An 11,940-nucleotide genomic window follows, 5' to 3' on the forward strand; every position below is an offset into this window, starting at 1 on the left:
AACGCCGTGCGACCTTATGACCTGCTGCTAAAAGCAATGTTCCAGCTCCCGCCGGAGCGCATCCATGGCATCTTAAGCACGGTGTTTAGCGGTGTCAGCCGCTCCCGCGTGGTCTTTAATGCGTTGAGCCGTGTTCTTCCATACCGTGACTCTGTGTTGGAGCAGGACGTCTTCGGTATCCGCTTCCCTGCTCCGCTGGGACTCGCTGCTGGCTTTGACAAGAACGCAACGGCCATCAACGCATGGTCTGCCCTTGGTTTTGGCTACGCAGAGATGGGAACGGTGACGCCCAAGGCGCAGCCCGGTAACCCGGCGCCACGTCTCTTCCGTTTGCCGGCAGACAAGGCGATTTTGAACAGGATGGGCTTCAACAATGACGGCGCTCTCACCGTTGCCCATAACCTGGAATCCCGTCGTGCGGGCAACGTCATCGGCATTAACATTGGCAAAAACAAGACGGCTACCGATGCCGTAGCGGACTACCGTTCCGGCGCCAGCCTCCTCGGACCACTTGCTGACTACCTGGTGGTCAACGTCTCCTCCCCGAACACCCCCGGCCTGCGCGATCTGCAGGCGATTGAGGAGCTCCGGCCGATTCTCTCCGCGGTCAAGGACGCCACCGATACTCCCGTGTTGGTCAAAATCGCTCCAGACCTGAGCGATGAGGACATTGATGCAGTCGCTGATCTCGCCGTTGAATTGGGCCTGGACGGCATCGTTGCCACCAACACCACCATCAGCCGCGAAGGTCTAGCCACCGACGCTGCTGAGGTTGAAGCCATGGGGGCTGGGGGTATTTCTGGCGCACCGGTGCATGCTCGATCGCTCGAGGTATTGAAGCGCCTTCACACCCGCGTGGGCGGCAAACTCGTCCTTATCAGCGTGGGTGGCATTTCTACCCCCGAGCAGGCTTGGGAACGCATCACATCGGGCGCCCACCTGCTGCAGGGGTATACCCCGTTCATCTACGGTGGCATCGGCTGGATCAGGGGAATCCATCGCGGCCTCGCAGACCAAGTCCGCGCCCATGGGTTGTCCACTATCAGCGAGGCCGTGGGCTCCGGCCTGGCCTGGAAGAATTAAGCCCTTCTACTCCAGCCCCGTCGCGTTCGGTGACGGGGCTATTTCGCTGCTGAACGACGCAATACCAGCGCACACAGCACCGCAGCACCAGCCCACAGCAGCAGCCAATACGTCTCGGTGACGAACAGCGGGATATCCGGGATAAAGATCGACACGATGATCAGAAGCGTCGCTGCCAGCTGAGCCACAAAACGAGAACGCAACCCGCTCCCATCGGGCGTAACCGTGATGAAAGCGCCGAAAAGCAGCGCAGCGATACAGATGAGCACTGTCGCCGGGGTGAACGTGAATAAAGCATTCCCGGCAAAGAAGGTGATAACCGCCAGGATGACTAAAACCACCGCGAGAGCCATAAAGGACCCGCCAGCGCGCAACTGAATCGGAATCATTGTGCAGATACTACCTGGCGGGCCCCAGTAAAGCGGTCAAGTTGAGCCGACTATCGCCTAGTTTTCGTCCCAACCCCAAATGATTGCACGCCCCAACGAGTGGAAGTTCAGGTTGAAACCCAGCTGCGTCGGATTAGCAATGCCATCAGCAGGCAACACCGTGTCCACGGCATGTACCGCAAACAGGTAACGGTGCGGGCCGTGGCCCGCAGGTGGATTGGAACCGTAATAACCCTTGATGCCAGAGCAGCCAGTGAGCACCACTGCACCGACGCCGAGACCTTCCTTCGAGCCAGCGTCAGCGGGCAACTCAGTGACATCAATCGGAATGTTGTAGGCCGCCCAGTGCCAAAAGCCCGACGCAGTCGGCGCATCCGGGTCAAAACAGGTGATAGCAATGCTCTTCGTGCCCTCGGGCAGATCAGACCACGCAATCTGTGGGGACACACCCTCGTCGCCACGCTGGGCGATCGGCAGCTGCTCCCCATCCACCAGATCAGTGGATGTGACGGGGAATGACGGCACCTGGACGAGCGGCGCATACGGATCAGGTCCTGGGAAACGATCAGACACATATGAAGCAGTCATGTTTCCTTTGTACAGGTGAACTGAACATCTGGCTACGAATTGCACAAATAACATTGCCGGTATTCAGGCACAGTCCCGAACACGAAACAGCTCCAGGATTCCCCTTTTGTAGTGGCGATTTGGCAGTCTCACTCGCAACGCCCTATAGTTCTACGAGTGCCCAGCCTTCGAGGCTGACAACACCCAAAGCCCGGGTGGCGGAATGGCAGACGCGCTAGCTTGAGGTGCTAGTGTCCTATTAACGGACGTGGGGGTTCAAGTCCCCCTCCGGGCACAGCCCAACGCCTCTCCGATTCATCTCGGAGGGGCCTTCTGCATTCTCTAACTTGTGTGCCTCTGGTTGATTCCAGGGTTAAGGGTCTAAATCTTTTTTGGGTTTTGCGGGAACCGGACTGTTTCCGCTGGTCCTCGGCTTCCTGCGCGCGTTTTAGCCCGCGCACCCTGTGGATTGATTTTTGGGTTATCCACAGGTTTTTGGGGCTCTTCTCGCGCGTTTTTGGTTTTCGGTTTAGCGTGCGTGGCATGAACGTATTCGGATCACTGGTGGCGGGTTTGAGTAACCCGATCGAGGCCCTGGCAGACTTTGATGCCCAGGTACTCCTCGATGCTGGCTGCAGCCCTGCCCGTGTTCGCGAATTTGTGAAAGTCCACACGGCGTACTACGGGAAAACGAAGTTCACCCGTAAGCAAGCCAACGCGATCAAGATCGCGCGGTCGACGAAGAAGGCGTTGGATCAACTCGTCTACATCGAGACACGTCTAACACCTATCAAAGACCCGGCTGAGAAGTGGCGGCTGCGTTTGGCGTTGCTGTCCGTCCCGGGCAACTACGAGACGCTCAAGCGTCGTTCGAAGGACATCGTGCCGGAGGTGGACAAGCCTGTCCCGGAGCCAACAATGCGGTTTGGTAAGTCTCGTGGCACAAGGCGCCCGGTGACCATCATGGCCCTAGAAAAAGACGCGGCAGCTATTGAGTTCGCGGCACGTCAAAACCTGGGGGATGGTCCTGCCGGACCGCAGATGTACGAAAACGTGATGAAAAGGATCGGCCTACGCCCCGACGAAGACGATCAACCTTCAGGCATTACCCCTGCAGTACCGCGCCCTTTGATCCTCATCCCGTTGGAGGAGCACATCACAATCATGAGTGGTGCTGGAGATGACATCATCCTGGGGTTGACCGATGGCACGACCATGACCGGTGCGGAGTATTTGGCCCAGAACTTTGGGGACGTCCTCGAAGTAGCGATGTTCCACCCCCAAGAAGGCCCCGTCAACCTGTACGACACGCAACGCTTCGCCAACCAGAAACAACGTGATCTCGCCCGGGCGACCATGCCGACGTGTCCAGTGCCGGATTGCCGGCATGCGGCGGATAACTGCGAGGTCCACCACATCACAGCATGGTCGAAGGGCGGACTGACGAACATGGATAACTTGGCCATGCTGTGCAGGTACCACAACAGAACCAACGACGACGACCCCACCAAACCCCACCGCGGCAGGGTGGAAAACATCAGAGGCACACCAATGTGGAGATCACCCCGCGGATACCTCGTCCCCAACACCGTCCACCCCTTCGGAGCAATGACGCTCCTGTACGGCAGGTAACCCACCACTAATAGCCGGCTTGTCCGGCTACTCGGTGTGCCCGTTTGACTATGGCGACAGCCGAGCAACAAAACCCCAGTTCGCGGATCGCGGGAAAGTGCGATAGTCAAACCAGCCCATCAACGCCAAAGCGCCGAAAGCCAGCAACAGCTGGTCTTTCGTCATGCCTAGAAACGGCGGGTGGCGTTAGATCCCAAAGTCCGAGCTAGTCCCTCCCAGGTCGCTGAAGCCACTTGCGGGCTGGACCTCGATGTTTTTCACCACGTAGACAAAACCCGCAAAAATCAGCACATTCACAATGGCTTGCACGATCACGTAAACAACGGGCCCGGCCTGCAGCCCCACGTTAAGGGCCGGATACACAAACATGAGGATGATGGGCGTCACCAGCACGGCCATCACCGCGAAAACAAACGCGACCGCAAAGTTCTTCGCCTTCATACCGCCGGCAAGAACGCAAGCACTGGCCAAACCAAGGAAGGTCAGTCCAGGCACCGCAGCATCGGCCAAGTAACGGGCAAACAGTGAATCCATGTTCTGCACGTACACGAAAATGGGAAGAAGTGCACCAATGACCGCAAGCCCACAGGCAAACAGCCCACGCACGATTCGACCAGGAGCAGTGAGCAGTGCAGCGACACCCCCGAGGGCAGCGGCAAGTCCGCTCAGTGGAAAGACATAACGCGTGTCCACGTCCACGGCAAACAGCGCCAGGAGGTTAAACACCAGGCACGCCATGAAAAGGATCGTCGGGAGGGCTTTCGGGTCTTCATTGATCATCACTGCACCCCTTCGAGTTTGGCCCTAGGGTACATGCGGGGGAAGATTGTTTCGTGAATTTTCGTCGACCAAGCCCGCGCAGCAAAACGCTGCTTGTTCTTGTTGCGGGTGCGCTTTTTATCGCCGCATGGATGCTTATCGACGTCCCCTCCCTCCCCCAACTCCGCTCCTGGTCCGACACAACCGGCGCGTGGTTTCCCGTCGTTTTCTGGCTGGCCTACGTGGCCATCACCCAGTTCCCTATCCCCCGTACACTTTTGACTGTCTCCGCCGGGATTCTCTTCGGCGCTGTCAAAGGTGTTCTTCTTGCGCTGACAGCAACGACGGTGTCAGCCGTTGTCTCACTGCTTCTCGTCCGGTTCCTGCTGCGGGATTGGGTGGAGCCACGTCTCACTCACCCAGCGGTACAGCGCATTAACCAGCGTCTTGAGGAACGCGGGTGGCTCGCGGTCACCAGCCTGCGCATGATCGCAGGCGTTCCGTTCTCAATTATGAACTACGCCGCAGCACTTACCCGCGTTCCGGTCGTGCCCTTCGCCGTGGCCACGTTCATCGGTTCAGCACCAGGAACAATCCTGGTCACCATGTTCGGCGACACCCTCACCGGACGCCCCGATCCGATCTTCGTGGCCATCATGGCTGTCCTCGCTGTCGTGGGCATTGCAGGATTGCTTATCGACGCCACCACCCCAACACGTCAAGCCCCTACCGTAGACAAAGAGGTTTAGGGTCTACACTGTCCCCCATGATTGCCGTCCATGCACGCTACCGCGGGAACGATTCCCGTCGCGCTAATCTGGTGAAGCGCTCCGCCGAGGCCCTGTCCACCCTTGAGGGCGTTAGCCGTTTCGAGGTTGTCGGCGTTGAAGACATTCGCGCGCATATCGACGATGCCGAGGCCGCCTGCATGCTCGTCATGGCCCTACTCTCCGATGGCAACTGGGCCATCGGGATCGGCATCACCGAAAAAGGCCCCGCCATCTACGCCGCATCAGATGCGGTTGGGGTGAAGGCGGGGTCGGTGAAGGTTGTCGTCGAAAAGCAAAAGCCCAGCACTGATGCCGCGGACATTGCTTCTGCTTTCGCATTGCTTGGCCACGTGCTGGCAAAGCGCACGGTCGAGGGCCGTGAGGCAACCTCGCTCGTGCGCTCGGGGTTGAGCCAGAATGAGGCGGCGGCCCAGCTCGGGATCTCCAAGCAGGCTATGAGCCAACGCCTGCAGGCCGCCGGGTGGCAGGCTGAGCAGGCGGGGTGGCAGCTAGCCGTGAACTTGATGTCTAGAGCTGCGGGGGCTGCTCAGTAAAAGGCTCTACCGGCTGCTCGGCTGGAGGCTCGAAGGTAGGCAGCTCCTTCGGATCGTCGAGCGTACTGTCTACTGGCTTATTCGCCACAGCGCGAGCCTCGGCCACGGCCTTAGCGATCTCCGGATCAGAAGACGTCTCGAACCACTGGTCCGTGTCGTCCTGGCTAGCCAGCTCCTGCGCCTGCGGGTCAATCTGGCCCGGCTCGTAGCGGAAGACCCCGTCATCGTCCTTCTTGGCGAAGGCCTTAGCGAAGCTCTCCAGCGAATCTCCGAACTGCGACGGAATCATCCACATGGACGAACCATTGCCCTCGGCGATCTTGGGCAGCTTCTCCATGTACTGGTAAGCCAGCAGTTCAGGGGTGACACCGGAAGACTTGATGGCAGCGTTGACTTTCTGGATGGCGCGGGCTTCACCTTGGGCCTCCAGGAACTTCGCGGCGCGCTCACCTTCAGCGCGGAGGATCGTTGCTTGGCGCTCAGCTTCAGCGGCGAGAATCGACGCGTGCTTTTCACCCTCAGCGGCCAGAATGCGCGCTTGCTTCTCACCCTCAGCCGTCTTGATGTCAGATTCACGGCGACCCTCGGCGGTGAGAATCATCGCGCGCTTCTCACGGTCGGCCTTCATCTGCATCTCCATCGACTGCTGGATCGACGGTGGCGGATCAATAGCCTTGAGCTCCACTCGGCTAATGCGCAGACCCCACTTCGCCGTGGCTGCGTCGAGCTCGCCGCGGAGGCGGCGGTTAATGGTCTCACGCGACGTGAGCGTCTCTTCGAGGGTCATACCGCCCACCACGTCACGCAGCGTCGCGGTAGAAATCTGTTCCACACCCACGATGTAGTTGTCCACGCCATAGATCGCGCGGGCAGGATCGTTGATCTGGAAGGTCACCACCGTATCGATGGCCACCGTCAAGTTATCCTGCGTAATCACAGCTTGGGGCGGGAAAGAGACAACGCGTTCACGCGTGTCCACGCGCTCGCGCACACGATCAATAAACGGGATCAACAGCGTGATTCCGCCCGACACGGTGCGGGTATAGCGCCCAAGACGCTCGATAACCGCTGCTTCACCCTGCGGGATCAACGCGATGGCGCGGAAGATCACCGAGATAATGAAGATGAATAGAACAACGAGAAAGATAGTCGCTGCCATGGCTAGTCCTTCCAAACGACTGCAATGAGTCCGTCAATATCGGCAACAGTGACATGATCCCCAGCCGGGATGCTGTGTGCTGGGTCGAGCGCACGAGCAGACCAGATCGACCCATCCAAACGCACTTGCCCACCGGTTGGCGTGATGTCCTCCACCACGACTGCGCCTTTACCCACGAGGGCCTTCGGCGAGGTGTCCAACTTACTGGGAGTCAAATACCGTCGGTGCAGAAACGGGCGCAGGAACAAGATGAGGGCCGCGGATGAAACACCGAAGACGACTACCTCAGCCCACACGGGCAGCCCCAGCAGCGAGGCCCCCGACGTCACCAGCGCGCCGCCGGCGAGCATAAGAAAGGTGAACTCGCCGGCCGCAAGCTCAAGGCCGCCGAGCACTAACGCTCCAATTAACCAAATAACTGCACCCACGAAAGCAACCTTAACGTACTAAAGGTCGTCCTTGCTGAGGTCTGGGTTGGTCACAAAATCAACGAGTCGCTCGACCGCACCGATGAGCGTGTGGTCCACATCGCGGAAAGATTCAACCGCGTTGTAAACCCGGCTCCAGCCTTCACGCGGATCGGACCAGCCTAAACGCTCGCAGATGCCGGTCTTCCAGTCTTCACCCTTCGGCACCTCAGGCCATACGCGCATGCCTAAGCGCTCTGGCTTCACCGCCGCCCAAATATCCACGTACGGGTGCCCGGTGACCAATACGTGCGGGCCCACTCCCTCGACCAAGCGGGACTCTTTTGTCCCCTCGATGAGGTGATCAGCCAGCACACCGATGCGCCGGCCAGGCCCCGGCTGGAACTCCTCGAGGCGTTCCGGGAGGTTATCCAGGCCCTCAAGGTATTCCACGACCACTCCCTCAACTCTTAAGTCATGGCCCCAAATCTTTTCGACGATCGCCGCATCATGCACGCCCTCCACCCAAATCCGCGACGGCATGGCCACCTTCGCCCGCACATTCTCAACCTTGCGGGAACCGGAGTTAGACTTCTTCTGAACGGGGGCAGCCACCGGCCGTGTCAACGTCACCCGCTGACCTTCGACGAGAAAGGCACCCGGCAAAAGCTTAAACAGGCGCTGAACCCCGCGGCGGTCTTCCAGCCGGACAAAGTCACCGTCGTACGTCCTTTCGCAGCCGATGACCGCGCCGACGAAATCATCACCAAAAACCTCCGCAACAATGTCACCTGTCGCGGGCACCTCCGGGAAAGTGCGCGGCTTGTTACGGGCATGGCCTGCAAAAATATCGCCTGAATATGGGTCCGTTGATCTCATAGTGGGCCACAGCGTATCCGATATACTCCCCCAAATGAGTACGCGCGCCGAAGTCTTCTCTCCTGCCCAGAACACAGCCGTGTGGTTGTCCGCATGGCTGTGTGGGCACGTTTCGACGGACGACGTCCTCTCCGCCCTACTGGACCTCGGTGGCCCCCACACCTTTCACGACGAGCCAGTGACAGAACTCTTACGCGACATCCGCGTGGCAACCAACCTCGCCGATGATGGGCCAGCAGTCCGCCTCATTCTTTCTGGGCCGGGCCAACCCCCGGAGCTTCCGGCCGGTTCCGTCTCCGCTCTAGCACTTGCCGAATCAGGATCGGCAGCGATTGCCGTCCGCGGCTATGCGGGGATCACCCACGTCCTCATTCCTCATTACACCCCGGAAGGCACGACGTGGCGTTGGTGCGAGGAACATGACCGCCTGCCTGAACCAGCCTGGCTCAGCCCCGGCGAGGCCGATGCCTTGCTCTCCCATGCAACAGAAGAAGCCGCCGTGCTCATACGAGCTACCGGCGGCACGCGGGCAGATCTTCCGAATCCCCGTTTGACGGTTGGATCTCTAGCCGATTTCTACGACACTCCTGGACTTCCCATGTCCACCACCCCACGCGCCGCCAAGCTATTTGCTAGGGCGGATAGGGTGGCGGCGGTGATTGAGACAGTCGTCGATAAGCTTGGCGATCACTCCTTCGACCCCCAACTCTTCAGCCTGTGGCGTCACATCCGTACAGCGCGCATGGCTGGAGTTGCTGATGCAGTGCTGAATTACCAGCGGGCTAACTAACGCAGCAGTCCGGCTTACAAGGCGCACCGTTACGCGTGCAGCCCTGCACGGTGACTGTCGACAGTGTCTCAGGCACACTGCGGGCGGCAGTTTTCTCCACAAGGTCAAGGATCAGGTTGGCAAACTTCGGCTCCAACCCGACAGTTGCGGTACGCGTGAGTGTCATACCGCGATTCTCACAAGCCTCTTTGAGTTCCGTGTCGAGGTCCCACACAACCTCCATGTGATCCGTGATGAAGCCGACAGGAACACAAATGATGTGTTTAATCGAAGGATCTGACGCATGAAGTTCTTCGGTACGGTCCACGACATCCGGCTCAAGCCACGGTGTCGCGGGATTACCAGACCGAGACTGCCACACGACCTCATAGGAAGGCACTCCCGCGGCTTCAGCAATGAGGCGGGAGGCTTCCTCTACTTGCCGCGAATAAAGGTTTGAATCCTTGGATCCTCCAGACGCATCATCATCTGCGTTGGGCACTGAGTGAGCAGCGAAGAGTACACGGGTAGAGTCCTGATCAGCTGACTCCCAAGCCTCGCGCACATGATCAGCCATGAGCTTGACGAAGATCGGATGACCGTAGAACTGCCACAGCTTGGTGAATTCAATATCACCGTGGGAGTCACGGAGCTTCATGATGTCCTCGTCGTACTGACGGCACGCGGAATATCCACCCCACGCGGAAGTAGCGAACACTGCCACCTTACGGTGACCGTCCGCCTTGATCTGCTCCGCAGCCTCCTGTGCGAAAGGGTGCCAATTACGGTTCCCGAAATAGACCGGCAAAGACTCCCCGCGACGCGCAATCTCCGCCTCTACATTGCTGATGATCGTCCGATTCTGATCATTAATCGGGCTCACACCTCCAAAATGGAAATAGTGTTCGCCGACAGCCGCAAGACGTTCGCGCGGTATACCCCGACCTCTCGTTACATTCTCTAGAAATGGAATAACCTCGTCCTCCCCTTCGGGGCCACCGAAAGAAAGAACGAGGAGTGCATCAAAATCACTAAACGACATGGACGCTAGTCTAGATCAACCGTGACTACCCGATGACTGATTGTGCTAAATGAGTCGGACCGCATACGGCGCCATACCACTCTGGCGCACCGCAGTCTTCTGCACGTTCATACCCGTCTGTGGTGCTTCGAGCATCTGGCCATTGCCCAGGTAGATAGCCACGTGGCGGCTACCACCCTCACCCCAGAACAGAAGGTCACCACGTTCAGCCTGCGCCACCGGGATCTTCTCGCCGCGCTGGTACTGGTAGCCGGTGTAGTGTGGCAGGGAGATGCCCACGCCAGCAAAGGCATAGAGTACGAGACCAGAGCAGTCATAGCCAAGCTGACCGGTGCGTGGGTTCCTGCCGTCGCTGATGCCAGCGGTCGGACCGTTCGCATCGCCACCACCCCACACGTACGGGGTGCCAATCTGCGATTCAGCGCGCGCAATCACAGCCTCAATCTGCTGCTGGCGGGAACCATTAGCTGCTGCGGCGGAAGAGTCCTCGCGGATTTCCTCGGACACGGAAGCACTGTCCTTCACCTCCGGAAGAACATCCGCGACGTTCGTCCCTGCTTCAGCATCGGTTTCAGCGACGGCGTCATTGGCGTTCTGGTTACCGGACGTCGCAGCAATGCTTTCCGACGCCCCTCCGTTCCCATACGGGTTCTCCAGCATCGCGTGCTCAGCCTGAGACTCACCCACCGCCTCGGCGAGGGCGTTGATGGCGGCATCGACAACGGCCTGCTGAGTATCCTGCTGGGCCGGTGCCGGAGCAGACTCCTGAGCCGGCGCCGAAGTCTCAGTCTCGGGCTCAGACTCAGCAGCTGGCGCAGGGGTTGATTCAGCGGACGGCTCGGTGGTTGCCTCGGAGGTCTCCTCCGCAGACTCCGCCAGCTCCTCAGGTGCGGGGGCCGGGGCGGGGGTTGCGATTTCAGGGGTGTCGTCGACAAGCGGATGCTCCGGACGCAGCTCCGCGAGCTCATTCTGTGCAGTTTCGAGATCTGCTACCGCAGCATCACGCGCTGCAGACTTATCCACGAGCTCAGTAACCGCATTCTCCAACGTTCCGCGCGCGTCGACCTCGGCTTGGGTGGCTTGGCGCTCGCGCTCGTCGGCAAGCCTGCTGGCTTGACGCAGTGTGGATTCGTCGTTGGCTGCGATGGTGCGGTTGCGCACGAGCTCTTCGAGGGCATTGCGCTTCTCGTCAGACTCGCGACGCAGGTAAGTCTGACGATCCAGCGAATCCTTGCGCGCATCGCCGGAGCCCATCTGGGCCGGCGAAGCAGAATTTTGCGCGCGGTAGGAAGAACGCGACACGGCGTTCAGCTCATCCTGCGCGCGATCAACATCGGCCTGGGAGGCGTTCAGACGATTCTTGGCCTCCTGCGCACCCTGGCGAGCCTGCTCTGCGAGCGACTGTGCATCATGCAGATCGACGAGCGCCTGGTTCACCGCCTCCTGCAGCCCACCAATCTCAAGGTTGATGCGATTGATATCAGCCTCGATGTCGGTGATGGAAGAAACGAGTGCAGTCACCGGCGATTCCTGCGCCACGGAAGTAGTGGAGCTCACGATAGACAGCGAGACTGCGCACGCTGCTGCTGGAATCAGGCCACGGAAACGACGATGCGTACGGACTGTGAAACCCACGGAAGGTATTCCTCTCACCGCACTCAACTTTGGACATGCGACAGCACAAACAAAGCCCGGCCAACGGTGGCCGGAGTGCGGATTCTTGAACGATCACGGATGTGAGCTCGCGGGAATTTGTCCGCACCTCAAACTTGACCGCAACACGAATTCGCCCCGCTCCCGGCATGGTGCCGAATGCGGAAACGAACTCAATTCTTGGCGTGCTTCCCCACATGCCCGAACTGATCAAGAGCTTCGCCCCGGCCACGAGCCAAGGTTCTGCCTTGCGTCATTCAACTGTGTTACGTGCGCG

The 11,940-nt window shown here is 59.4% G+C and carries 13 protein-coding genes and 1 tRNA gene; 6 read left to right on the forward strand and 8 right to left on the reverse strand.

Annotated elements, in window-relative coordinates; translation table 11 throughout:
* Positions 1-6 precede the first annotated feature (6 nt).
* A complete protein-coding gene (locus tag L8U60_RS00810; RefSeq protein WP_269964487.1) occupies positions 7-1,083 on the forward strand; it encodes a quinone-dependent dihydroorotate dehydrogenase in 1,077 nt (358 codons plus the stop codon).
* A gap of 38 nt (positions 1,084-1,121) precedes the next feature.
* Here the strand turns inward: L8U60_RS00810 and L8U60_RS00815 are convergent, their stop codons facing one another.
* The gene (locus tag L8U60_RS00815) at positions 1,122-1,472 is read right to left on the reverse strand and encodes a hypothetical protein (protein ID WP_269964488.1); all 351 of its coding nucleotides are present in this window, start codon (positions 1,470-1,472) and stop codon (positions 1,122-1,124) included.
* A 57-nt stretch (positions 1,473-1,529) separates the two neighbouring features.
* Positions 1,530-2,060: a YbhB/YbcL family Raf kinase inhibitor-like protein gene (locus tag L8U60_RS00820; protein ID WP_269964489.1), complete on the reverse strand. Its 531-nt coding sequence runs from the start codon at positions 2,058-2,060 to the stop codon at positions 1,530-1,532.
* Between the two features lie 188 nt (positions 2,061-2,248).
* Here L8U60_RS00820 and L8U60_RS00825 point away from each other — a divergent pair.
* Positions 2,249-2,334 (forward strand) — tRNA-Leu (locus L8U60_RS00825).
* Positions 2,335-2,582: 248 nt separating this feature from the next.
* Positions 2,583-3,671 carry an HNH endonuclease signature motif containing protein gene (locus L8U60_RS00830; protein WP_269964490.1) on the forward strand — a complete coding sequence of 363 codons (1,089 nt, stop codon included), beginning with the start codon at positions 2,583-2,585 and terminating at the stop codon, positions 3,669-3,671.
* A 186-nt stretch (positions 3,672-3,857) separates the two neighbouring features.
* On the opposite strand, the gene L8U60_RS00835 is transcribed toward L8U60_RS00830, so the two are convergent.
* A complete protein-coding gene (locus L8U60_RS00835) occupies positions 3,858-4,451 on the reverse strand; it encodes a hypothetical protein (RefSeq protein WP_269964491.1) in 594 nt (197 codons plus the stop codon).
* A 131-nt stretch (positions 4,452-4,582) separates the two neighbouring features.
* On the opposite strand from L8U60_RS00835, the gene L8U60_RS00840 reads away from it, so the two are divergent.
* Positions 4,583-5,179: a TVP38/TMEM64 family protein gene (locus L8U60_RS00840; RefSeq protein ID WP_269964632.1), complete on the forward strand. Its 597-nt coding sequence runs from the start codon at positions 4,583-4,585 to the stop codon at positions 5,177-5,179.
* A 17-nt stretch (positions 5,180-5,196) separates the two neighbouring features.
* Positions 5,197-5,754 (forward strand): MarR family transcriptional regulator, encoded by a 558-nt coding sequence (locus tag L8U60_RS00845; RefSeq protein ID WP_269964492.1) that lies wholly within the window; start codon positions 5,197-5,199, stop codon positions 5,752-5,754.
* On the opposite strand, the gene L8U60_RS00850 is transcribed toward L8U60_RS00845, so the two are convergent.
* Genes L8U60_RS00850 through L8U60_RS00860 form a run of 3 tightly spaced genes read right to left on the reverse strand, consistent with a single transcriptional unit; the run spans position 5,729 to position 8,199 of the window.
* Complete coding sequence (locus tag L8U60_RS00850; protein WP_269964493.1) at positions 5,729-6,913, reverse strand: SPFH domain-containing protein; 1,185 nt, start codon at positions 6,911-6,913, stop codon at positions 5,729-5,731. The two genes, L8U60_RS00845 and L8U60_RS00850, sit on opposite strands and share 26 nt — an antisense overlap.
* A gap of 2 nt (positions 6,914-6,915) precedes the next feature.
* Entirely contained in the window at positions 6,916-7,341 is a 426-nt protein-coding gene (locus L8U60_RS00855) for an NfeD family protein (RefSeq protein ID WP_269964494.1), read from the reverse strand.
* An 18-nt stretch (positions 7,342-7,359) separates the two neighbouring features.
* The gene (locus L8U60_RS00860; RefSeq protein ID WP_269964495.1) at positions 7,360-8,199 is read right to left on the reverse strand and encodes a DUF3097 domain-containing protein; all 840 of its coding nucleotides are present in this window, start codon (positions 8,197-8,199) and stop codon (positions 7,360-7,362) included.
* Between the two features lie 34 nt (positions 8,200-8,233).
* On the opposite strand from L8U60_RS00860, the gene L8U60_RS00865 reads away from it, so the two are divergent.
* Positions 8,234-8,989 carry a hypothetical protein gene (locus L8U60_RS00865; RefSeq protein ID WP_269964496.1) on the forward strand — a complete coding sequence of 252 codons (756 nt, stop codon included), beginning with the start codon at positions 8,234-8,236 and terminating at the stop codon, positions 8,987-8,989.
* Here L8U60_RS00865 and L8U60_RS00870 read toward each other — a convergent pair.
* Together L8U60_RS00870 and L8U60_RS00875 are read right to left on the reverse strand one after the other, a co-directional pair.
* Positions 8,982-10,010 carry a ferrochelatase gene (locus L8U60_RS00870; RefSeq protein ID WP_269964497.1) on the reverse strand — a complete coding sequence of 343 codons (1,029 nt, stop codon included), beginning with the start codon at positions 10,008-10,010 and terminating at the stop codon, positions 8,982-8,984. The two genes, L8U60_RS00865 and L8U60_RS00870, sit on opposite strands and share 8 nt — an antisense overlap.
* Before the next feature lie 45 nt (positions 10,011-10,055).
* Positions 10,056-11,645 (reverse strand): DIP1281 family NlpC/P60 protein, encoded by a 1,590-nt coding sequence (locus L8U60_RS00875; RefSeq protein WP_269964498.1) that lies wholly within the window; start codon positions 11,643-11,645, stop codon positions 10,056-10,058.
* Between the last annotated feature and the right edge of the window lie 295 nt (positions 11,646-11,940).

Origin of the sequence: Corynebacterium meitnerae (assembly GCF_027570075.1) — a bacterium.
Lineage (GTDB): Bacteria > Actinomycetota > Actinomycetes > Mycobacteriales > Mycobacteriaceae > Corynebacterium > Corynebacterium meitnerae.